Origin of the sequence: Neobacillus sp. NPDC058068 (assembly GCF_042885335.1) — a bacterium.
Taxonomy (GTDB): domain Bacteria; phylum Bacillota; class Bacilli; order Bacillales; family Cytobacillaceae; genus Neobacillus.
On sequence record NZ_JBHVSI010000010.1, the window covers coordinates 1 to 21,791 of the forward strand.

Here is a 21,791-nt window from a genome sequence, read left to right on the forward strand (position 1 = left end):
TTTTCACTCTCACTTTCTTTTATATAAATAATAACATAATTTTCAATCTATATATTTTAGTTTTAAATCAAGGTTTTCCTTCTTACACTAAACTGTCCGTTACTTCAATAAGAAAAATGCCTTGCTCCTATTTAAGCAAAGCACCCATTACTTGAATAAGAAACCTTGCACGAAAAATAGATAATGAGCTGCACAAAGAATTATCGAGAAGTTTTTTTCTCCAAAATACTTTTAAAGTTATTTCTGTAATAATACAACAAATAACTATAAGTGATGATAAGCATTATTGCTAAAAGAAGTAATGAATGGTCATGGAACAAATGGAGTAAAAAAATGTTGGCTATAATTGGAGACAATATTGCAATGGCTAATGGGATGAACAGATTGATTAAGAGTAAAATCCCACATATAATCTCTAAAGATTTTTCTACAATTAATAGATATTCAAATTTGAATAATGCCATTGCTTCGGGGCTAGTTGCTATAAATGGTTCAAGTCCAAAGATGACAAAATAACCGTTTAGACCTGCAACCAAAAAAACGACCCCTAGAAACAATCTGCTTATTTGCATAAATACTTTAGTCAATTTGCACACCTCCTAAAAAAGTCTATTCAAATTAAAACTATAATAATTCAAAAATCCAGAAATAAGTTAGAATATACCAAAATTCACAAAGACTAATATCAAGGAAAGTGTGCTTATTCAAGTAACCTGCCACTTAGTTGAATAAGAAAATAGAGCCACAGCAGTGACCCTTGTTAAGTTCAAACACCCAGTTAGAAAAAAAGTGTTATTATTCATTATCCAAATCTTTATCAAGAAATGATTTTTTATCCTCTTTAACTCCATATTGCTTCTCGATAAATTTACCGACTAAAGACTTGTTAATACCATCCTTAACTGCTGTTGAAATAATTAAATACAGAATAAATAGACCAAAAATCCAAAGAATAATAGAAATTACTGATGGACCGAAAACCATTTAAAACTCCCCCTAAACTATCCAGCAATATACCCTATATTTTACCACAAATACCTTCAACCTTCTTCAACTAACCTGTCCGTTAGTAAAAAAGACAGTCGTGTTGACGATCCCACAATTGTATCTTTATATTTATAGTCATCAAAATATGTCGCTCCTTTTAATAATCAATAATTAGCACGTTGGAGCTCTGACCCTAGAACCAAACAAAATGTCTTTAAAAAAGGGGGCACTTCATCTCCGAGGGTTGATTTATGGTTTTATTTCAATCCACATCGATGTCTATATTAGGTTCTATCCCCTCTTCAATTAATTGGTTTTTTCTTAAATCTATTAATTTATTAATGTCATCGATATTTGCTTTACGATATTACAACTTCTCGCCACTCCTTTAATTGAATAAATCTAACCGTTTCTAGAGGAAACGGTCAGATTGACGGTAGAAAGTTTTTTCACTCGTATTTCTTTAAAACAATTGCTGCATTATGACCTCCGAACCCAAATGAGTTAGAAAGACCCGTATTTATTTTCACTTGACGAGCAGCAGACGGCACATAATCAAGATCGCATAATGGATCAGGATTTTCTAAGTTAATTGTTGGAGGAACTATTCCTTCCTTTAAGCTCATTGCCAAAGCAATTGCTTCAACACCACCGGCTGCACCTAACATGTGACCCAACATAGATTTATTAGCGGTTACTGGAATTTGATAAGCTTGTTTTCCAAACAGTTGCTTAATAGCGATTGTTTCAGATATGTCACCCACTTTTGTACTTGTAGCGTGGGCACTAATAACATCAACTTCTTCAGGAGTTATATTTGCATTTTTTAAAGCTGATCTCATTGCAAGATAGGCCCCTTTACCTTCTGGATGTGTAGCTACCATATGGTGTGCATCTGAACTTGCACCATATCCAATGACTTCTGCATAAATCTTTGCCTCTCTACGTAAAGCATGCGATAAGGATTCTAAGATTAGAATTCCAGCTCCTTCTGACATGACAAATCCATCTCGATTTTCATCAAATGGACGACTAGCTTTCGTTGGGTCATCGTTTCTTGTCGATAAAGCTGTAGCATTACCAAAGCTTGCTATTGATAAGTCTGTTATGGCTGCCTCTGTTCCACCAGCAAACACAACGTCAACTTCTCCAGAACGAATTAATCTAAAGGCTTCCCCAATAGCTGTATTTCCAATTGCACAAGCAGAAACTGGCGACAAAGAAGGTCCCATTGCGTTCCATTTAATACTAATTTGTGCTGCTGCAGCATTAGAAATCATAGCTGGCACTAGAGTTGGGCTGACTTTTCTAGGCCCCTTCTGTCTGAGCGCATCAATATTTTCAATAAAGGTTTCAATTCCCCCTATGCCTGAACCTACGTATACACCTATTCTTTCTGCATCTATACTGTCAAGGTCTAACTTAGAATCTGTCCAAGCTTGATCAGCTGCGGCCAAAGCAAATTGAGAAAAGCGATCTAAACGCCTTGCTTCTTTCTTTCCTAAAATTTCATCTGCATCAAAATCTCGTATGATACCTGCAATTTTTGCCTTATGATTAGTAACATCAAATGTATCAATAAGGGATATACCAGATTCCCCGTTAATTAGATTGTTCCAAAATGTTTTGAGGTTGTTTCCGATAGGAGAGACTACTCCCATACCGGTAATCACAACTCTTTCCACTTTTCATCACTCCAAATCAATAATATAATTGTATTTTACCGTCCTTTTATCCTATTACAAGTGATTGTTTATCCTGGTATAAATTCCACTAGGATAAATGGTATGATGAGGAGTTTTAAAAATGAATGATAAAACTAGGCTTGAAGCGTTGTCGACATTCTTAAAAGCTAAGCGTGCCCAAATTAAGCCAGAGTCAATTGGCTTGCCTGCCGGAATCAGGAGAAGGACACCGGGGTTACGAAGAGAAGAGGTTGCACAATTAGCAGGTGTAAGTACCACTTGGTATACATGGCTAGAGCAAGGAAGAGATATAAAAGTTTCTTCGATTGTACTTGATTGTATTTCAACAGCATTGCAATTAAATAAGGATGAAAGAGACTACTTATATGACCTAGCATTAGAAACAAAATCGGAAATTACTATTCCAAAAAAGGATCAATCAGAACTTAGCCCTTCTTTAAAACGAATCCTAGCTGAATTAACATATTGCCCGACTATCATTACGGATCGACATTGCCATATTGTGGGCTGGAATCCTGCAGCTGCTCATATTTTTTTAGATTTTGACCAAATACCGAATGACCAAAGAAATTTGATTCGTTTAGTTTTTACTAGAAAAGAATTAAAAGCTTTGGCCGCCAATTGGGAACATTTCGCAAAAGGTTTTCTTGCCATTTTCCGTACTTATTATGGACACTATTTAGGCGATGAATGGTACAACCAATTTATTAAAGAAATGAGTCATTCACATCCAGAATTCCAAGATTTATGGCAAGAAAGTCAAGTGAGTAAGGCTCCAGAAATGATCATTGAATTCAGACATGCTAAAGTAGGCAAAATGTTGTTTAATTTAACTTCTCTCCAAGTTCAAGGTGATATGGATTTACGATGCAGTATTTATACACCAGTAGAGGAAACAGATACAGAAAATAAATTAAAGCGATTAATGAAGAGGGTTTCGGTTGAACATTAATAAAAAAATTTCGTTATTCCATTATAGTGCGCGATTATTGAAGACCATTTGTCTAATTCCTCGGTGAAATGCGGATGGTTTTAGACTTTTTTTATATCTTATAATTCTTAAAGTTGTATATCCATATTCTCTTGATATAACTCAATTGGTATATGCGTTGGCAACAGATGGTAAATCCTGTGCCAATCACTGGTAGAAAACATGGCAGAAGTGGTACATGCTTATAACCGTAATCATTAAAATTAGCAATCCAACACTGTTTTGTTATTAGAACAATAAAGCGATCAAGGAACGCAGTTATTTACCTAAAAATGAGATCTTATACTTTATATTTTGATGGTTGTAGGTTTCCCATTGTTTTAGAAGACTATGCTACATAGAGTTTCCAGAGACCCAAACAGTGCCAGGCACCATCCAAATTACGAAAAAAGATATCTGGATGTATTGGAAAAAAGGTTCATGAATAGCAAACCGACATTTTCAAAAAATAGACCATTGCGCTTATTCTCGGAGGAATTGTAATAGTAGGCGGTTTATTTTATACACTTAGAGTTGGTAAAGCAGTAAATGTGAGAAATAGCGAATTGGATGAAGAAATTCATAGTGCAATTAGAAAAAATTGGATTTCGTTAAATCCCGTTTTTCTTGCATATATCATAGCCATTGGGGCTATATTGGTTTATATTGCATATCACGCAGTAACAAGATAAGATGGGTCGTTCTTAAACATTGTGATAAAGAGGGTCAGACCCCCCCGAGCGAATCGAGGGTCAGACCCCCAATGTAGTAAAGCGTTACAATTAAGAATTTCTGTTGTATAAGTTTCGTTCGTATCTCTAATTGATAATTGATTCATGGTAACCCACGCCTATTGTACATATTCCCTAATCCGGCGGTAATACTAGTATAGGTCGTTAGCTTGTGAAAAAGGAGTTAATTGTTATGAACGAAAGAATGTTTAAAGCTATTAACCAATATGCGGGTTCATCAAAGTTCTTAGATTCGCTTATGGTATTGATCTCAAAAAAAGCTCGATTTGTGTATTTTTTGGTCGTTATCATTCTTTGTCTTCGGCATAATGATTATAAAAAGATGACCGTATATACTGGTGTTTCCGTTGGAGTTACCTATGTTATTAGCTTTCTAATTAAGCTCTTCGTTTTTCAACCTCGCCCTTTTGTGAACCATCTAGTACATTTATTACCACCGGTTCCATCAAAAAAAGATTCATCGTTTCCAAGCAAACATACGACAATTGCGTTTGCTGCGGCAACCTCTGTATTTGTATATCATCGGTTAGCTGGTTCATTTTTATGGCTACTATCCATCCTAGTTGGAATTTCTCGGATTTGGACTGGCCAGCATTATCCGTCTGATATCTTAGGCAGTGCCATAATTGGAAATGTTAGTGCATACGTAATTAAACGAATCGAAACAATTTGGAACCCACTTGTTAGCAGAATCTTTCGCCCGCTTTAACAATTTCCATACCTCTACACCATATATGTGTTAAAGTATTTAGGGATCATTCCAAAATCAGGAATGATCCCATTATTATTTCGTATTAATTTCTAGATTTTCACTACAAATTCATCAATCAATTGATTTAATTCTTTCGCCGCTTTTGTTGGAATTTGATGCTTCTCATGTATAATCTTTAATTCATTGTGAGGCAGTATTTCATGTAGAATTTTTGCGTATCGGTGAAAGGCTTTATCTTTACTCCCATAGATCAGTAAAGTCGGTAAAACAATGCTATGTAATTGTTGGGTGCAATTATAATGCAAACAATAATTATAATACTGTGCGATGTTTCGTGTATCCCCTTTTAATGCTTCTCTGTACATATGTTTGAAAATCTGGAATGTATTAGAGTTCCCCCATGAAATCGCGAATCCTAGCAGTTTTTTTGCTCTTATTTTTGAAAGCAGTTTTGCAATGACAATTCTTTTTTCGTTATAGAAATCGTTGACTTCGGACATTCCACTAATGATAACGCCCGCTAAAGCTCGTTCTCTATGTGTAAGCATAAATTCTAATACGATGGTTCCCCCCGTCGAATATCCACAAATAATCGATTTTTCAATTTTGAGATGGTCTAACAGCTGTGTAATATCATTCGCAATCATTTGATAAGTAATGGGCTGCTTGGAGAAGCCGCTCTGCCCATGTCCTCTAATATCAAATGTAATTACCTTATATTTTTGCGACAGCTCCTCAACTTGGTATTTAAAATTAGCACTTGTTAGTAATGGAGGATGGATAAACACAAGAGGTATGCCTTCACCAATAACATTATAATAAATTCCGCTCCCGACACCAGCTAATATTGGGATTCGAATCACCTCATTAATAAAGCAACTAGGATAACTTCTTCAAGACATATCTTCCGTTGTTAGAATATACTTTCCATTAAATACTTATACATTATCGCTAATAAAAGCATCCATCCTAGAAAGATGACGAGTCTACACCCTAGTGCGCTAAAGCAATAGCACGCCGGGGGTCTGACCCTTGAAGTTTTTACTTATCAAAATGTAAATCATCCGCATGCTGCAATAAAAAGTCTGACGGGCTCTTACCGAATAAATACAATCGATGCATTGGTCTTGTCATCGACACGTAAAGCAATTTGATATCCAGTTCTACTTTGGCATATGGTTCTTCCAAGCAAACAATCAAAACGGCATCAAATTCCAACCCTTTCGATAAATAAGAAGGTATTATTGCGATGTGCCCCTTCTTCATATCTTCTTTTTCCTCAACTAATTGAATCGGAAGAGGACTATTTTTTAGGATTTGATGGATTCTTTGAGACTCTTTGTCCGTTCGTCCAATGATCGCAATAGAGTGAAGCTCTTCCTCTTTAAGTGAGGTAATTTCATTTTCCAGCTGCATTCGGACTTGTTCTAGATTTGTAGTGTCAATGGTTTTAAATAATGGCTTTTGACCATGTCGTATAACGGGGTTGACCTTTGGCAAGTCTTGGTCGATCAACTGAAGGATATCGTTGGCCAAATTCATAATCTCAACGGTTGTACGATAGCTTTTTTGTAAGGCTTGATAATTCGCATTCGGGAAGATATCTGTCAATACCGGTGCCCAACTATTCAAGCCGCGATAAGAATGAATCCCTTGTGCTAAATCTCCCACGATGGTAAATAAGTCTGTATCAAAGCCTTCTTTTAATGCGGCAAATTGAAAATAGCTGTAATCCTGTGCCTCATCAATAAAGATACTCCGCATTTTATATTTTTCATCGATTCCTTCCAATTTCGTCTTCATATAAAAGAGCGGAGCTAAATCCTCAAGTTCATATGCTCCTCGATCAAAGATCCGCTGACAATACTTACTTAGCAGCTGACATTCTTGATCTGTAAGAGTAGCGGAATGCATTTTGAGCATTTCAGGAGAAGTCATTAGTTCCTTATACAAGGTAAACATATCTTTCATGACAAACGCATCCATATATTTTTTTACTGCGACCTTTGCCTCCTGCTCCACCCTCTTTACTCTTTGTTCCTTCTTCTCCATCATGGTTACTACTTTTTGCTTTCTTTTTTCTGGCTCCAGCCTCCTGCTATAAAGAGCCTTCTCTAGTGCTGTTTCATATTTCGCGTTTAGGTTTGACAGCATAATGGCTTTCTTCTTTTTTAAATCACTTGTTAATAGGGCTTTTATTTTATTAAGCCTTTTGTAGATTGGTAAGTATGTATATTCGTTTAAAAATAGTTTTTTGAGATTTTTTCCCTTCATGAGAATCGATTTTTCTACCATAAAATCCTCTGCAGGTGCGAGTTTTAACTCTAATTCTTTTACATAACTATGGATTAATTCCTTAAATTCGAGTGACCCCTTATAGCTCGAAACCCATTGCATTTGCTTAGATTTTCCATTCCCTTCAAGGAGCTTCATCAGCTTAGAATTTGGAGAAAATAGTTTTATTTTCTGCCCCAAACAACTTTTCATAAAATCAATAAAAGTGGTCTGGTTAATTTTGTTAACTCCAAGTTCAGGTAAGACGGCTGAGATATAATCAATAAACAGTCGGTTCGGTGCAAGGATCATTAATTTTTCTGGAGGAAATTGAAACCCAAAGGAATAGAGAAAGTAGGATATTCTATGGAGTGCGATGGTTGTTTTCCCGCTTCCGGCGGCCCCCTGAACGATAATCGGGTGCTTCAGTGAGGCACGGATCACTTCATTTTGCTCATTTTGAATCGTCGCAACGATTTCAGTTAATCGATTGTCTGCTTTACCTGACAAAGATTTCTGCAAAAGTTCATCGTGCGTCGTCAAATCGATATCGCGGATTTCTTTTAATAATCCATCGATGATTTCATACTGCCTCTTTAATGCTAAGTAACCGGTTTGTGTCTCCCCATATGCTTCATATGACACGTCTCCAAGTCTGCCATCATAGTAGACATTAGCAATCGGTGACCTCCAATCGACGATAATCGGCTGCTGTGTCACACGGTCAAACAAGGATACCTTCCCGATGTACAAAATTTCTTCCTTATTCGTACTATTGCTCGTATAATCGATCCTTGAAAAATAGGGCTTGCCAATCACGCTTTCTAGCCTTTTCAGTTCACTTTCCGCTAATTCAAGAAAACTTGCATTCGCGAGGAGATCCGTGTAGCTCGTACTACTATCCTTAGAATTTAACTCGGCAAAAGATTGCTTCATATTTTCAACAAAAAATTCTTTATTCCCCTTAGAAATATCTAAAACAGTTCGGATATATTCCTTTGTAAACTCTAAGCGTTCCACTTCTGTTTGATAATCTTTATGGTCACGGACAGACATTTGATCTTTGGCACTCATCCTATTCAGTCGTCACCTCTTTAGCTAATTTTGAAAACTTTGGATATTAAGATTAAACTAAATCTTTTGTACTAGTCAAGTTTTTTAGTTATCCATTGGATAGATAGGATACGGGCATATGGTATAATTAGTAAAAGTTTTAATCAGTTAAAGGAGAATGGTCATGCTCACACAAGTACAAAAAGGTGCGAGAGTGGATCTCACAAAAAACCAAATAAATTTTAGATCTTCATGCCTTTTACATCACAAAGCAAGGAACATTTGGACACATCTATTTTGGGAATAAAGGTAAATTAACAAAATCCCCCTATATCGCACTCGATAAGGATTCCGGTGTCGGAAATTCTGCGGGGAACAACGAAGAAAATTTGATCATCAAAAAACTGCAAGATGTTGAAAAACTCATTATTGCAACACACATTTTTAGAATTTTTGGGTTTCTCAAAAAGGAAGATAACTTTGCAAAATATGACGGAAGAGTTTTAATCAAAACGAACAACGGTGATGACATTGAAGTTCCACTTACCTCAACCACCCCTGGTCGATGGTGTATCATCACAAAAATTGATAATTCCAATTCAACAGACCCGAAAGTCATTAATATAAATCATGTACAATCTTCCGAACCAACGGTGAATGATTTGTAAAAGTTCATATGTTGAAAAAGGGTCCCCAGTATACTAGGCAAAGATTAATTTCATACAAAGGTCTGCTTTTAAAACTAGGCTGTGTTAAAAGTGAATGTTGATTTCACTGTGTTTGAAAAATAAACGGAAAAATTCCGTTTAAATTGGGAAATACCCATATTTCCTTAATAATAAAGGGAGTTTTTCCGTTTATATTATCCAAACCGTTGGATTTTGCCTAATTTAGAGCAGTTAATCGGAATATCTCCGCTTATATCTGCTTCTTAAGCTTCCTCTATAGACATTAGCCGGAAATTCTCCGCTTATGAATGCTCATACCTACACGAAAATCAACAATGAATAATAACTAAATAACAGTATAAAAATGCTATCCACGCATTTTTATACTGTTAAAATTGTTTTGCTTCTTGTTCATACCAATTCGTAAGTTACTCCATTTGTTCCTTTAAAAGAAATGGAGCATAAGGTCAACGATGGAGGGATAAGCACCAATTTTCACTTATCTATTGTAATTTGTCGACCTCAGCCATTACTCCTGGAGTTTCGCCCGTACGTTTCTTTGCCTTTTTCCATCCGTCTCACCTTCGGCCTGTCGGTTATGCTTAATGAAAAAGGAGAGGATCAGTGCAAGTAAGGAAAGAATGGACACGACCATAAAGGCGATATTCGCTCCGTGGATATCCGGAAAGGCAATATCTGGGCGCTGTTTCGCTACTTCAGCTGTTGTTGTCATTACTGTAACAAGGATGGCGGTTCCTACCGAAGCGGCGATCATTTTCATCGTATTATCCATGGCCGCCCCATGAGGAATTAATCGTTTTGGTAACTGGTTCAGGGCAGCTGTTGCGACAGGCATCATGACCATCGAAAGACCAAACATTCGAATTCCATAAAGGACCGTAATATAGGTCATCGTTGTCGATGGACTTAGATTCGTAAACGCAAACGAAGCAGCTGTCATGATTGTTAAGCCAATCATCACAAGCCATCTCGCACCGATTTTATCAAAGATTCTCCCAACAATCGGTGACATGAAGCCGCTTATCAGGGCACCAGGTAATAAAACAAGACCCGCCTCTAAGGCTGAGAATCCCCTCATTCGCTGCATAAACAGCGGGATAATCGTCTCAGCTCCAATTAAGCCCATAAAGCCAATCATTCCAATGATGATGGCGAACGGGAAAATCGAAAAGCTAAAAACACGGAATTCCAGCATGGGGTGTTTCAATCTTAATTGGCGGAAAATAAACACGAGCAAGGATACACCGCCAATGGCGAGTGAAAGAAGGGTTGCTGCATGGTTCCAACCATAATTTCCAGCACAAGTAAATCCATATAGAAGCCCGCCAAACCCGAATGAAGATAATAGAATCGATAGGACATCCACTTTTGGTCTGGAAACCTCTGTAACATTTTTCAAGAAAAGAAATGCGACAATGATATCGATAAGAGCAATTGGTAAAATAATAAAAAATAACACTCTCCATGAAAAATGCGATGTAACCCATCCGGACAGTGCTGGCCCAATGGCAGGTGCGAAGGAAATCACAAGCCCTACAAGCCCCATTGCCGCACCGCGCTTATTGATTGGAAAGATTAGTAAAAATACAGTAGTCATTAATGGCAGCATCACTCCTGCACCAATCGACTGAATGACCCTGCCTAAAAGCAGAATTGCAAAATTTGGAGCAATCCCGCTCACAACGGTTCCAAACGCAAAAATACTCATCGCTGTGATAAACAGCTGCCTTGTGGTAAATCGTTCTAATAAAAAGGCACTGATGGGAATCATGATCCCATTCACCAGCATAAAGACGGTCGTTAGCCATTGCGCACTATTTGCGGTAATGTTCATTTCATCCATAATTGGAGGTATTGCTGTGATCATTAGTGTTTGATTCAAAATGGCAATAAAGGTTCCCGCCAGCAAAAGTCCCACAATCATTGACTGTTTATTACCTGATCTCTCCATTTATCCAACTCCCCTGCTATAAAAAGTAAAATAACACTGTTACAGATTACCTTCTTTCCCTAATGAATTCCAATGAAACGCATTGGGACTTTCCAAAAATTTTTCAAGAAAATATTTGCAAATAATAATATTATTTACTTTTTCCAAAAATTATATTATGATATAAATGTGATATCACTTTTATATCACTTTTTAAAATAAGGGGGAGACCAAATGAAAGAAAAATCTATTTTTAAAATGAATGGTTTTGCTGCACTGATTATCGCGCTTTTGTGTATTGGTTTTGGAATTTATTTATTCATTACCGGAGATATCACGGGAATAATAACCGGGATTGTTGTCTTCGTTATTGGGTTAATTATTGCCACAAGTTTAACGATTGTTCAGCCTAACGAAGCGAAAGTATTAACGTTCTTTGGAACCTATCTCGGTGTCATCCGGGACCAAGGATTATGGGCAACCATTCCCTTTACTTTCAAACGGAGCGTTTCCTTACGCGTGACGAACTTTAATAGCGAGAAGCTAAAAGTAAATGATTTACAAGGAAATCCAATTGAAATTGCAGCCGTCGTTGTGTATAAAGTAAGAGATGCGGCAAAGGCATTATATGATGTAGAAAACTATGAAAAATTCATTCAAATTCAAAGCGAAACTGGTATTCGTCATATTGCCAGCAGATACGCCTATGATTCATTCGATCATGCGGAAGAGACATTAACCCTTCGGCAGAATAGCGATGAAGTCGCAGATGTACTTATGTATGATTTACAAAAGAGATTGGATGTTGCCGGGGTGGATGTTATCGAAGCACGGATTATGCATCTTGCCTATTCCTCCGAAATCGCTTCTGCCATGCTGCAGAGACAACAAGCACAAGCTGTTTTATCTGCTCGTAAGGTGATTGTCGATGGTGCCGTTGGGCTTGTAAAGGCTGCGATTGACCAGCTGGCGGAACAAGATATTGTCGAGCTCGATGAAGAGAAAAAGGCGCAGATGGTTAATAACCTAATGGTCGCGATTGTTTCTGAGAAAGGAACGCAGCCCATTATCAATACGGGAAGCATTTATTAAGGTTGTGTCATAAATGACGAAAAGAAAATCATTTCCGCTTCGCATTGACCCTAAGCTATATGAAGTACTGGAAAAATGGGCGGAAGATGAAATTAGAAGTGTAAACGCCCAAATCGAAGTCATCTTAAAAGAGGCTGCCAAAAAGGCTGGAAGATTAAAAAAAGAATAAGCCCTGTCCCCTTAATTTTTTATAAATTAAGGGGTTTTTTAGTTATAAAACCTAATCATTTTTATAAAATTTGAATAAGATACGTTGTGCACTGTTATTTTAATCATAATAGTGTATGATATACAGTATAAATGAATGAGGTGATTACACGCATGGGTTCTTTGTTGGATACATTCACGACGGAACTAAGAAGAGGAACGCTCACATTGGCTGTTTTAAGTCAATTACGGACGCCCCAATATGGCTATTCACTCGTACAGCAGCTTGAAAATGCCGGTGTGGCCATTGAGCAAAGTACATTATATCCTCTATTGCGGCGATTAGAGAAACAGGAACTCGTAACGAGCAGCTGGGACACAACCGAAAGCAGGCCGCGGAAGTTTTATGTATTAAGTGACTACGGGATTGAGGTTTACAAGCAATTGAAGGATGAATGGAAAAAGATGACGCTGGAACTGAAATCATTATTACAAGGAGATGATAATGTTGAATCTGATTGAGGTTTATGTACATGAAGTAACAAAAAGGCTTCCTGTTAAGACACGGGATGATATCGCCCTTGAGCTTAGGTCCACCATCGAGGATATGCTCCCGGAAAGTTATTCAGAAGCAGATGTGAAGGAAGCACTTTCGAAACTTGGCAATCCGGCAGTGCTCGCTGCAAGTTATCGTGATACACCTATGTATTTAATTGGACCGGATCTATATAATATTTACATTTTGACAATGAAAAGGGTTATCCCCTGGGCCATTTTGATTACCATCTGTATTCATATCTTCGAGAATATTGTGTTTTTTTCAGGTAAGGAAGCCATTCTTTCTGTGGCTATTAAATCGGTGGGGATAATTATCGCCAATGTCATAAATGTGCTCATCCAAGTTTTCTTTTGGTTCACGATTGTATTTGCCTTCATAGAGAGAATTGGCTTATCAAACTCTGATCTGCCACATAAAAAGAAGAGAATGATATGGACGCCAGAGGATTTAAAATATGTCGAAATCATTCCTAAGAAAAAAGCCATTTCAAAAGGGGATATTGTTTTCGGCTTCATCTGGATAGCCATTGGAACCGTTGCTTATTTCTATGCCGACCATCTCGTTGGCGTTTATCGATCAATTGATGGTCACGGATTACAATTCGTTATGCCCTTTTTTAATCAGGATACCTTGTTGTCATACTGGCCAATCATCGTGATTTTTATCGTATTGGAAGTAGGGTTGATTGTTTATAAATGGACTGTAGCAAAATGGACAATGAAGCTTGTAATTATGAATGCGATCATTCGTTTATTAAGCACGATTACTTTTATCGTCATCGCTAGCAATCCAAATTTGCTAAACAATGAAATCATTCCCTATATGGCGGAATTGTTTGAAACTACTTCTTCTGCTGTAGCTTATTCCTTGGAATGGATCTGGAAGATCTTCGCAGCGTCACTCATTCTCTCCAATATGATTGAAATATTCCAGAGTTATCGTAATGCAAGAATTAGATAATACTAGAAAAACCACAAAGTGCCATACAATCACTTAATTGAAAGTCGGTGCCTGACACTCACTGTGCTTACACTTTAGCACATTGGGTGTCAGGCACCAAAATTATTACTCAAATCCATTATTCGAGGTCATTTGTTGATTATCTGCTTACAAACTACGTTCTTTGATTTGATTTGTAATTCTCCTTATAAAGCTATTGATAGAAGTACTTTCTGATTGTTGATCCCCATACTTTCTTACATTCACTGCTTCTTCATTGACTTCACGATCCCCTAGAACCAGCATATATGGAATCTTTTGCATCTGGGCTTCTCTTATTTTGTAGCCCAGCTTTTCATTGCTTTGATCAATTTTCACTCTTACGCCTGATTGTTTCAGCTCCGACTGAACCTTTAAACAGTAGTCTAAATGAACGGGTGAGACGGGGATGATTTGTACTTGGACCGGTGCAAGCCAAACAGGAAAAGCACCGGCAAAATGCTCGATTAATATGCCAAAAAACCGATCAATGGATCCATATATAGCACGATGAATGACAACGGGACGAACCTTTTCATTTTTTTCATTAATATAAGTCAAATCAAATTTTTCTGGCATTTGAAAATCAAGTTGGATTGTCGCACATTGATGGCTCCGCTTTAGTGCATCTTTAATATGAAAATCAATTTTTGGTCCGTAAAATGCCCCGTCCCCTTCGTTTAAATGGTAATTAATTTCTAAGCTTTCAAGTACATTCTTTAATGCACCTTCAGAAATTCCCCAAATGCTGTCATCCCCTAAAGATTTCTCGGGACGATTCGAAAGCTCCACCGAATACTCAAAACCAAAAGTACGATACACTTGGTCAATAAGCGAAAACACCTGTTTAATTTCACTTTCAATTTGGTCCTCGCGAACAAAGATATGTGCATCATCCTGACAAAACGTCCGGACCCGTAACATCCCATTTAAGGCACCACTGGATTCATGACGATGAACTTGACCGAACTCGGCCATCCGAATTGGTAAATCCCGATAGGAGTATAGGCTGTTTTTAAAAATCAGCATATGACCGGGGCAATTCATTGGTTTCATCGCAAATTTTGTCTCGTCGACATCGGAAAAATACATATTTTCATGATAATGGTCCCAATGGCCCGACTCTTCCCATAAGCGTTGGTTCATCATAAACGGTGTGCGAACCTCTTCATAATTTGCATCTCTCTGAAGTCCACGTGAAAAAGTTTCCAACTCATTGCGAACAATTTGTCCTTTCGGTAAATAAAATGGCATTCCAGGTGCTTCTTCGGAAAACATGAATAACTCCAATTGTTTTCCTAACTTCCGATGATCACGTTTGGCTGCTTCTTCTACGAAATGTAAATATTCCTGAAGGTCCTTTTTCTTTTGAAATGCTACCCCATATACTCGTTGAAGCACATCGTTTTGACTATCTCCTCGCCAATATGCCCCTGATACTCGAGTTAATTTAAATGCTTTGATGAAACCAGTCGCTGGAAGGTGTGGCCCGCGGCAAAGATCGATAAAATCTCCTTGTTGATAGAGAGTTATTTTTTCATCCTCCGGAATGTCACTTAGTAGTTCTAGCTTATATGGCTCACCTTTTTCTTCAAATAACTTTTTAGCCTCTTCATATGTTACTTCCATTCGTTTTATTTCTAAATTCTCGTTGATGATGTTTTCCATTTCTTTTTCAATCGATCGTAAATCATCGGATGTCAGACTATGTTCTAATTTCAAATCATAGTAAAATCCGTCTTCAATCACCGGCCCGATACCTAATTCCACTTTACCAAAGCGCCTTTTCACAGCTTGTGCCAATACATGCGCTGAAGTATGCCTTAAAACATGCAATCCTTCTTCCGAATCTTGAGTATAAATAGCGAGTTTCCCATCCTTTTCAAGCTTGAAGCTTAAATCCACTAGTTGTTCATCAAATTTCCCAACCACTGCATTTTTTCGTAAATTTGTGCTAATCGACTCGGCCACATCCACAACTGTAATGCCTTGCGGAAACTCCATTATTTTTCCATCCGGAAATTGAATGTTTATACATTTTTCACTCATAGCTAAATTCCTCCCTTAAATTAATATAAAAAAAACACGCTCATCCCTATAGCAAGGGACGAGCGTGTTTAAACCCGTGGTTCCACCCAATTTCACATAAGTATAAAAAAATCTTATGGCTTTGGTGCTTTAACGCAGCATTAGACGATATTGGATACTTTAGTTCCCCAATACAGCTTCAAGGTGGTAAACTATTTTTCTAAGTTAGGAAGATCGCACCTTTCCTTCCCTCTCTGTAAACCGAAAAAATAATTCATGTCCTTTTCATAGCTTTATTATTTTGGCTCTGTTAAAAGTGAATGTTGATTTCCATTCCAGGCGCTTCACTTTCCGCGGGGCGGGCGGTGAGCCTCCTCGGCGCTAAAGCGCCTGCGGGGTCTCACCTGTCCCGCTGCTCCCGCAGGAGTCTCGCGCCTTCCACTCCAATCAACATTGTGCTCAAAATCAACAAAGTGCTTTAACACAGCCATTATTTTAAATAAATAAAAACGCACTCATCCCTATAGCAAGGGACGAGTGCGTTTACCCGTGGTTCCACCCAATTTCCCATAATTAAAAAAACTTATGGCTTTGGTGCTGTAACGTAGCATGGACGGTTATTGGATACTTATTTTCCCCAATACAGCTCAGGAGGTGGTAAGATACTTTCTTGTGTTAGGAAGATTTCAGCGTTCTCTTCCCTCTCTGGAAACCATTAAAAGTAGCTCATGTCCTCATCATTGCTTTAAATATAATAAACAATAAATTTAGATTTGTTACATAATACAATAAATTCTCAAATATAGCAACCACCAATTTTCATACTTTGATTTACCTTTTTTCAGTCCTTTATCCGAGGTTTTGTAGGATCACAGTTTGCTGGATCAAGATTTGCTGATTCTGCTAACTTCATTAGGTAATAACATTCTTCACGTAACATATGATCTGCCATTAACGGTGCAAATGTTCCTAATGCTTGATTACTCAGTTCCAATTCTTCTAGTTCATTTAAAAAGTTTTGAAATAACTTTATTTCTAACTGGGCGTCTACATTCATTTTTGACAGGGCAGGAAACGTGGTCAAATTGGTTCTTAAATATCCCGCAAGCTCTACAGCTTTTAGGTAAAAACCTTCAAAATTTTTCGTAAAGGAATGACTTTGCTCCTTTAATTTCTTTTCAAGGCTGTCTAAGTTGGAGGAAATCGCCTCTGAATGACCTGCAGCATCTAATAACCATAAAAGATGATGATGCAGTTCATGGTAAACAGGTGGCACTTGCCCAGTTTTTAGGTGGTTTATGATTCTTACATATTCTTCTAATTCGTTTACCATATGGTTAATAAATGTGGGTGAAAGGTGGATTTTGATTTTTCCAATAAGGTGTTTTCTAATTAATTCAAATTTAAATTCCCTTAATTTAATTGCCTCTGTTTCAGCCTGGGCTGTTAATTGCATCAATTCAATGGAATTTGCATCCTCCAAAAGCGAATCAAAAACTTGAATAAAATTTGCAGCTTGTTCAATTTCCACCATTTGAACGGGGGCTAAAGCTTCATAAATAAACCGAGAATGATCACCTAATATTTGAAGCCAAAAACGATGTTCAAATCTTGCTGTTCTCTCAAAGACTTCATTCATGCTTTTTCCTCCCAGTAAAAAATAGCCACACTATTCTGATGTTTATTCTGCCTAGCTATTTCTTATGAATCGATAAAAGGAAAACAGGGTCAGACCCCAAGCGCACTAAAGCATTAGCACGTCGGGGGTCTGACCACAATGTCATGAGTTTACTCTTTAATTAAGTTCAATGATTTGTTTTCCTTAGTATCCCTCTCTTTTTCTAACTGTGCTACCTGAGCATCAATTGTATTACCATTGAAGTAACTTGTTACCTTCTGCTCAAGGCGGTCTAGGTAGGTTTCAATGTCCTTGAACTTTAAGTTATATTGATTGGAGTAAGAATCAGATTCTAACACCTGGTTCATTCCGATGTTAGCCCGAGTTACGTTTTCTCTTCCCATTAATTCCATTCTTCGAAGCTGCATATCCTTTAATTTTCGCTTCATTTCTTCATGTTTTCTTTCTAATTCTTGTAGCTGCTTGGATACTGATGCAATTGAAGCATTAAGGCGCTGCGCCCGCTCTGAATATTGTTGATGCTCAGCTGTTGCAAATTGGCAGAGCTCTTCTTCTCCTGCTTTTAAAGCAATTTCCGCTTGGTACTTTCTTTTTTCAGCTAATTCCATCGCCTGGCTATACTCTCTCCTGAATTCATCCTTTAATTGGGATTGACGTTCAACCAATTTGCCCACCTTCGCTGTTTCCTGCTCACATTGGCGGAGATATTCATTGAGCAAAGCAATTGGATTTTCTTTTTCCTTTTTTTGAAGAGTTTCGTTTAAATCAGCGACGATAACATCTTTTATTCTTGTAAATAAGTTTCCCATATTTATCTTCTCCTTTAATTCTAGTATTTTTTTAATTCATTCCATTGCTTTTCAAAACTAACAAATGGATCTTGTTCATTTTTTGCTGATGTATTTTTGTTTTTATTCCAATTTTTATAAACAAGCCAGAGCACATATGCGGCACCCACTCCAATTAGAGCTGGTAAATGGTGAATGGTTGATGAAAGCACCATTAAGCTGATAATGATTAACCCGATTTTCCAACCTGTTGATTCCGTCTTTAAGAACTGTTTAAAGATAAAGTATAGAATCGCTAAACTAACCAGTAATCCAACCATCGGGCCAATCGTTTTAAGTAAAATAATGGCGGCAAGGCCACCTGCTAAAAGTAACGCAAATTTTTTCATTTTATTTTCCTCCTATGTTTCACACATCATTTATCTTGATTTCATCTTACCTTTTTTCTACATGTTTCATAATTGCTCTTGAGCTTGATTTTTCAATCCGACTTAAGACTTAGGTGATGTGGGACTATCGGAAAAAGGTTCAAACCCATAGCGCGCTAACTCAAGGGTGGATTATTTTTTATGGTTATGAAATGACAGGATTGCTATGATTAAGCTAGCAAAAGATATTGCAAGCATTAAAGCTTGAAAAACTGTCATTCAGCATCACCGCCTTAATGTCGGGAGTATGCCGACCACCCTAAAGAAATCACCGAAATTATAACCTTATCTTATAGCTATTGATAACTTTTTAATATTTCTAATTTAAGTTAAACAACTGTATAATTTTATTAAATATTTATTTGTTAAGGAGAATTCTATGTATGGAACCTATTCTTAAGCAATTAATAAACATACCCACTACCTGTATCTCTGATGTTATGGATGGTTTAAATAACATGCATCCAAGTATTAAGCCACTAAAAGAAGAATACAAATTTACTGGAAGAGCGTTAACAGTGAAGATTCCTGTTGGTGATAACTTAGCGGTTCTAAGAGCAATCCGTAAAGCCAAACCTGGAGATATTATCGTAATTGATGCTAAAGGGGATCAATATCGAGCCATAGCTGGGGACTTTATTGTAGGGATGGCTCAAACTCTTGGAGTTGGTGCAATAGTTGTTGACGGTGTGATTCGTGATATTGTTGGCATTAAGAAACTAAATTTCCCTGTTTTCTCTAAAGGGACTTCTGTAGCTGCTAGCGGAAAAGCTGGATTAGGTGAAATTAATGTTCCAATTTCTTGTGGAGGTACATCTGTAAATCCAGGAGATATTATTGTTGGTGATGCCGACGGTGTTGTGGTAATACCACAGTCTGAAGAACAAGACATTTTGAAAAAATCATTGGACAAAATGAGGAAAGATGAGATCAGAGAAGAAGCGGTCTCCGGAAACGTTGAGGCAATTAAGCAATACTTAGATAACATGATCTCTAAATAAATATTAAAACAGGAAGGGGACTCCCCTTCCTGTTTTAATTTATTTGAAAACCTGATTCGCATCAAAATTATTTAATGCCTGCCATTCCCTGTTCAACATACTCATTTCAAAATAGCTCCAATGGGCATTCCCAACTTTGCTTGCTTCCCTAATGAATCCTTCGGTTTTAAAACCGATCTTTTTATATAAATTGACAGCCGCTTCGTTGAAATCATAAACGGCTAAGCTTACTTTATGCAGATTCAATTGTTCAAATGCTATCTTTAAAAGGGCATGAACCATCAATCTTCCAATGCCCCTTCCTTGCAGGCTCTTATCCCCGATTAACACTCTGCACATTCGCGCAGTTTCATTTTTACGATTAATAGTTCCTAGAGAAATATGGCCAATTGTTTCGCCTGACTCCACAAGAATGACTTTATAAGCTAAATTGTCCGCGCTTTCGGAATTGGACATTCGTAAATAGTGCTCCAGCTGTTGCTCATCTAAAGGAAATTGCATGCTATTTCCGGCCCATTGAACGAGAAAATCCTGGCTATCTATCCACGACATAAGCTGCTGAAAATCTTGTTTTTCAAAAAATTGTAACTCGATCATATTATTTGAACCTTCTTTACCAATCGTCGTAACGCTTCCGTTTCATCAATGGCTCGTTTCAAAGAATAGTTCACCGAATTGATTTTTCTCCTTAAGGAAGTCTGAATGAGATGAACTTTTTCAACATAATTAACTGGTATTAATAAATATTGCACCGATTCAATGGGGCTTAATCCACTAGTCATTTTACCTGCCTCACATTTATTGTCCGAAAAGCATCGAACTCTTTGCCAATTAACTGACTAATTGCCTTGATAAAGGTATTGGTTGTGTGCGGGGTATCATATAGGATTGAGAAATATTCTTTTCTTTTTTCTTTAGGGGTTTCCTTGTAGGCATTGCCTACCATCCAACGGCCGTAGTAATAACATGGATAATACGTTTTCTGGACAGGATCAGAGAAGAAGCGAAATGCATTGTTTGCTTCAATTTCCGTGATCCCACCTCGGGTTATCATATAATCGATGGTTTCTTCCTTAGTTGTCTGGCCTAGGTTATACATAAAACAAGCGTTTGTAGTGAACATTCGCTGAAAGTCTAAGTAATTTCTCGCTAAAAGAAATTGCTGTTTCTGATCATTACTAACACCTTGTGTATCATCGTTGAGGTCATCCCAGCCGATGAAAGTAAGCGCTGTTTCCGGTCCGCCTTCAAATAAGGCATTCGTTGGACTGTTAATTAAATAATAGGAAGCTTCTAGCGGAAGTTTCCCTTGCTGGAATAAATAATCCCACCGACAATAAAACGCCTGATGGCCAGGGTAGCCTTCATGAGTCATAATTTGGGCCAAGATAGGTTCAGTCCATGGACGGTCAATATTGAAGGTTAGATTGCCTCTGAAGTTCCCGGTGTATTTTGAATAGCCACTCCAGAAAACGCCGCGTATCGGTTTGATCCAATCAATTCCATCTTCTTCCGGAAGCCCGATGACCCGCTTTAAAGTCCCCTGCTTGCTTAATTCTCGAAAGTTTTCGGCAACTGTTGTCACTTTCTCTGGTTCAATCATAGTATCGTTGCGCCATGCAGCCGCCTTTTCCTGTAACGTTCCTTTATACCCTAAATCAGTCAACCCTTTTTCCACCAGTTCACCAGCATGCTCTATTTGGTTATCAGTAATCAATGTTGATGGAAGTTCTTGAATATTAGCAATCAATTGTTCATAAGGGACATCATCGCCTTGCAGGCTGCGCGCAAAGTAACGGAACCCGTTTGACATTGCTCTTACATATTCACCCTCATGTCCTTCAGTTGACGAAATCGCCTTCTCTACTTCATCGAGTGCCAGGCCGATTTTATCAAAAGTATTGAGCGTTGGCTTTACATCACTATAGCTAGCAGTTGCTACCTCTTGGCTATAAAGTTTCTTTGTTTGCTCATTTAAACTCACAACAATATCTACGATTTTTCCCCCAATAGGTGAATCTGTCCATCTTAGCAATTCCATCTCTCCCTTTTGAAAAA

General features: G+C 37.6%; 22 protein-coding genes and 1 other annotated feature. Of the genes, 8 read left to right on the top strand and 14 right to left on the bottom strand.

The window, feature by feature from the left end; all coding sequences use genetic code 11:
* Positions 1 to 200: 200 nt before the first annotated feature.
* The 3 genes from ACFVSW_RS12810 to fabF form a co-directional block, all read right to left on the bottom strand.
* The gene (locus ACFVSW_RS12810) at positions 201 to 587 is read right to left on the bottom strand and encodes a DoxX family membrane protein (protein ID WP_387316461.1); all 387 of its coding nucleotides are present in this window, start codon (positions 585 to 587) and stop codon (positions 201 to 203) included.
* Between the two features lie 208 nt (positions 588 to 795).
* The gene (locus ACFVSW_RS12815) at positions 796 to 984 is read right to left on the bottom strand and encodes a hypothetical protein (protein WP_387316463.1); all 189 of its coding nucleotides are present in this window, start codon (positions 982 to 984) and stop codon (positions 796 to 798) included.
* 452 nt (positions 985 to 1,436) lie between these two features.
* Complete coding sequence (gene fabF, locus ACFVSW_RS12820; protein ID WP_387316465.1) at positions 1,437 to 2,672, bottom strand: beta-ketoacyl-ACP synthase II; 1,236 nt, start codon at positions 2,670 to 2,672, stop codon at positions 1,437 to 1,439.
* Positions 2,673 to 2,793: 121 nt separating this feature from the next.
* Here fabF and ACFVSW_RS12825 point away from each other — a divergent pair, with 121 nt between their 5' ends.
* A complete protein-coding gene (locus ACFVSW_RS12825; protein ID WP_387316468.1) occupies positions 2,794 to 3,645 on the top strand; it encodes a helix-turn-helix transcriptional regulator in 852 nt (283 codons plus the stop codon).
* Between the two features lie 942 nt (positions 3,646 to 4,587).
* On the top strand, positions 4,588 to 5,124 hold the full coding sequence (locus ACFVSW_RS12830) for an undecaprenyl-diphosphatase (protein WP_387316470.1): 537 nt from the start codon (positions 4,588 to 4,590) through the stop codon (positions 5,122 to 5,124).
* A gap of 92 nt (positions 5,125 to 5,216) precedes the next feature.
* Here ACFVSW_RS12830 and ACFVSW_RS12835 read toward each other — a convergent pair whose 3' ends face one another.
* Both ACFVSW_RS12835 and helD read right to left on the bottom strand, forming a co-directional pair.
* Complete coding sequence (locus ACFVSW_RS12835; RefSeq protein WP_387316922.1) at positions 5,217 to 5,981, bottom strand: alpha/beta fold hydrolase; 765 nt, start codon at positions 5,979 to 5,981, stop codon at positions 5,217 to 5,219.
* Between the two features lie 187 nt (positions 5,982 to 6,168).
* The gene (gene helD / locus ACFVSW_RS12840) at positions 6,169 to 8,475 is read right to left on the bottom strand and encodes an RNA polymerase recycling motor HelD (RefSeq protein WP_387316473.1); all 2,307 of its coding nucleotides are present in this window, start codon (positions 8,473 to 8,475) and stop codon (positions 6,169 to 6,171) included.
* Between the two features lie 368 nt (positions 8,476 to 8,843).
* Here helD and ACFVSW_RS12845 point away from each other — a divergent pair, with 368 nt between their 5' ends.
* Positions 8,844 to 9,122, top strand: a complete 279-nt coding sequence (locus ACFVSW_RS12845) for a hypothetical protein (protein WP_387316476.1) — start codon at positions 8,844 to 8,846, stop codon at positions 9,120 to 9,122.
* Between the two features lie 529 nt (positions 9,123 to 9,651).
* On the opposite strand, the gene ACFVSW_RS12850 is transcribed toward ACFVSW_RS12845, so the two are convergent.
* Entirely contained in the window at positions 9,652 to 11,094 is a 1,443-nt protein-coding gene (locus tag ACFVSW_RS12850; protein ID WP_387316479.1) for a DHA2 family efflux MFS transporter permease subunit, read from the bottom strand.
* Positions 11,095 to 11,307: 213 nt separating this feature from the next.
* Between ACFVSW_RS12850 and ACFVSW_RS12855 the strand changes: the two genes are divergently transcribed.
* The 4 genes from ACFVSW_RS12855 (at position 11,308) to ACFVSW_RS12870 (ending at position 13,831) form a co-directional block, all read left to right on the top strand.
* Entirely contained in the window at positions 11,308 to 12,165 is an 858-nt protein-coding gene (locus tag ACFVSW_RS12855) for an SPFH domain-containing protein (protein WP_387316481.1), read from the top strand.
* Between the two features lie 13 nt (positions 12,166 to 12,178).
* Positions 12,179 to 12,334 carry a type II toxin-antitoxin system antitoxin gene (locus tag ACFVSW_RS12860; protein ID WP_007083705.1) on the top strand — a complete coding sequence of 52 codons (156 nt, stop codon included), beginning with the start codon at positions 12,179 to 12,181 and terminating at the stop codon, positions 12,332 to 12,334.
* 152 nt (positions 12,335 to 12,486) lie between these two features.
* Positions 12,487 to 12,834, top strand: coding sequence for a PadR family transcriptional regulator (locus ACFVSW_RS12865; RefSeq protein ID WP_387316483.1), 348 nt, complete (start codon positions 12,487 to 12,489; stop codon positions 12,832 to 12,834).
* A complete protein-coding gene (locus tag ACFVSW_RS12870; protein ID WP_387316485.1) occupies positions 12,818 to 13,831 on the top strand; it encodes an HAAS signaling domain-containing protein in 1,014 nt (337 codons plus the stop codon). Before ACFVSW_RS12865 ends, ACFVSW_RS12870 begins: the two co-directional genes overlap by 17 nt.
* Positions 13,832 to 13,978: 147 nt before the next feature.
* Here ACFVSW_RS12870 and thrS read toward each other — a convergent pair whose 3' ends face one another.
* The 5 genes from thrS to ACFVSW_RS12895 all read right to left on the bottom strand — a co-directional run bounded on the left by thrS (position 13,979) and on the right by ACFVSW_RS12895 (position 18,951).
* On the bottom strand, positions 13,979 to 15,898 hold the full coding sequence (gene thrS / locus ACFVSW_RS12875) for a threonine--tRNA ligase (protein WP_387316487.1): 1,920 nt from the start codon (positions 15,896 to 15,898) through the stop codon (positions 13,979 to 13,981).
* 51 nt (positions 15,899 to 15,949) lie between these two features.
* Positions 15,950 to 16,175 (bottom strand) — a binding site (T-box leader).
* Between the two features lie 543 nt (positions 16,176 to 16,718).
* Positions 16,719 to 17,516, bottom strand: coding sequence for a DUF2935 domain-containing protein (locus ACFVSW_RS12880; protein ID WP_387316489.1), 798 nt, complete (start codon positions 17,514 to 17,516; stop codon positions 16,719 to 16,721).
* A 149-nt stretch (positions 17,517 to 17,665) separates the two neighbouring features.
* The gene (locus ACFVSW_RS12885) at positions 17,666 to 18,325 is read right to left on the bottom strand and encodes a PspA/IM30 family protein (protein WP_387316492.1); all 660 of its coding nucleotides are present in this window, start codon (positions 18,323 to 18,325) and stop codon (positions 17,666 to 17,668) included.
* 20 nt (positions 18,326 to 18,345) lie between these two features.
* Positions 18,346 to 18,693 (bottom strand): lmo0954 family membrane protein, encoded by a 348-nt coding sequence (locus ACFVSW_RS12890; protein WP_387316495.1) that lies wholly within the window; start codon positions 18,691 to 18,693, stop codon positions 18,346 to 18,348.
* A gap of 171 nt (positions 18,694 to 18,864) precedes the next feature.
* Positions 18,865 to 18,951: a putative holin-like toxin gene (locus ACFVSW_RS12895; RefSeq protein WP_387316925.1), complete on the bottom strand. Its 87-nt coding sequence runs from the start codon at positions 18,949 to 18,951 to the stop codon at positions 18,865 to 18,867.
* A 164-nt stretch (positions 18,952 to 19,115) separates the two neighbouring features.
* Between ACFVSW_RS12895 and ACFVSW_RS12900 the strand changes: the two genes are divergently transcribed.
* Positions 19,116 to 19,733 carry an RraA family protein gene (locus tag ACFVSW_RS12900; protein ID WP_387316498.1) on the top strand — a complete coding sequence of 206 codons (618 nt, stop codon included), beginning with the start codon at positions 19,116 to 19,118 and terminating at the stop codon, positions 19,731 to 19,733.
* 39 nt (positions 19,734 to 19,772) lie between these two features.
* On the opposite strand, the gene ACFVSW_RS12905 is transcribed toward ACFVSW_RS12900, so the two are convergent.
* From ACFVSW_RS12905 to ACFVSW_RS12915, 3 genes are read right to left on the bottom strand one after another with little or no spacing between them, the layout of a single operon-like run.
* The gene (locus tag ACFVSW_RS12905; RefSeq protein WP_387316499.1) at positions 19,773 to 20,330 is read right to left on the bottom strand and encodes a GNAT family N-acetyltransferase; all 558 of its coding nucleotides are present in this window, start codon (positions 20,328 to 20,330) and stop codon (positions 19,773 to 19,775) included.
* Positions 20,327 to 20,515, bottom strand: coding sequence for a hypothetical protein (locus ACFVSW_RS12910; protein WP_387316502.1), 189 nt, complete (start codon positions 20,513 to 20,515; stop codon positions 20,327 to 20,329). Before ACFVSW_RS12910 ends, ACFVSW_RS12905 begins: the two co-directional genes overlap by 4 nt.
* Positions 20,512 to 21,768: a hypothetical protein gene (locus ACFVSW_RS12915; protein WP_387316505.1), complete on the bottom strand. Its 1,257-nt coding sequence runs from the start codon at positions 21,766 to 21,768 to the stop codon at positions 20,512 to 20,514. The genes ACFVSW_RS12910 and ACFVSW_RS12915 overlap by 4 nt, the downstream gene beginning before the upstream one ends.
* Positions 21,769 to 21,791: the final 23 nt, after the last annotated feature.

Excerpts from the sequence above, each read along its gene's own strand:
- ACFVSW_RS12900 (WP_387316498.1), top strand. The coding sequence starts at position 19,116 with ATGGAACCTATTCTTAAGCAATTAATAAACATACCCACTACCTGTATC.
- ACFVSW_RS12895 (WP_387316925.1), bottom strand. The coding sequence starts at position 18,951 with ATGACAGTTTTTCAAGCTTTAATGCTTGCAATATCTTTTGCTAGCTTA.
- ACFVSW_RS12855 (WP_387316481.1), top strand. The coding sequence starts at position 11,308 with ATGAAAGAAAAATCTATTTTTAAAATGAATGGTTTTGCTGCACTGATT.
- thrS (WP_387316487.1), bottom strand. The coding sequence starts at position 15,898 with ATGAGTGAAAAATGTATAAACATTCAATTTCCGGATGGAAAAATAATG.
- ACFVSW_RS12890 (WP_387316495.1), bottom strand. The coding sequence starts at position 18,693 with ATGAAAAAATTTGCGTTACTTTTAGCAGGTGGCCTTGCCGCCATTATT.
- ACFVSW_RS12850 (WP_387316479.1), bottom strand. The coding sequence starts at position 11,094 with ATGGAGAGATCAGGTAATAAACAGTCAATGATTGTGGGACTTTTGCTG.
- ACFVSW_RS12860 (WP_007083705.1), top strand. The coding sequence starts at position 12,179 with ATGACGAAAAGAAAATCATTTCCGCTTCGCATTGACCCTAAGCTATAT.
- ACFVSW_RS12825 (WP_387316468.1), top strand. The coding sequence starts at position 2,794 with ATGAATGATAAAACTAGGCTTGAAGCGTTGTCGACATTCTTAAAAGCT.
- ACFVSW_RS12885 (WP_387316492.1), bottom strand. The coding sequence starts at position 18,325 with ATGGGAAACTTATTTACAAGAATAAAAGATGTTATCGTCGCTGATTTA.
- ACFVSW_RS12870 (WP_387316485.1), top strand. The coding sequence starts at position 12,818 with ATGTTGAATCTGATTGAGGTTTATGTACATGAAGTAACAAAAAGGCTT.
- ACFVSW_RS12815 (WP_387316463.1), bottom strand. The coding sequence starts at position 984 with ATGGTTTTCGGTCCATCAGTAATTTCTATTATTCTTTGGATTTTTGGT.
- ACFVSW_RS12865 (WP_387316483.1), top strand. The coding sequence starts at position 12,487 with ATGGGTTCTTTGTTGGATACATTCACGACGGAACTAAGAAGAGGAACG.
- ACFVSW_RS12910 (WP_387316502.1), bottom strand. The coding sequence starts at position 20,515 with ATGACTAGTGGATTAAGCCCCATTGAATCGGTGCAATATTTATTAATA.
- ACFVSW_RS12830 (WP_387316470.1), top strand. The coding sequence starts at position 4,588 with ATGAACGAAAGAATGTTTAAAGCTATTAACCAATATGCGGGTTCATCA.
- helD (WP_387316473.1), bottom strand. The coding sequence starts at position 8,475 with ATGAGTGCCAAAGATCAAATGTCTGTCCGTGACCATAAAGATTATCAA.
- ACFVSW_RS12880 (WP_387316489.1), bottom strand. The coding sequence starts at position 17,516 with ATGAATGAAGTCTTTGAGAGAACAGCAAGATTTGAACATCGTTTTTGG.
- ACFVSW_RS12905 (WP_387316499.1), bottom strand. The coding sequence starts at position 20,330 with ATGATCGAGTTACAATTTTTTGAAAAACAAGATTTTCAGCAGCTTATG.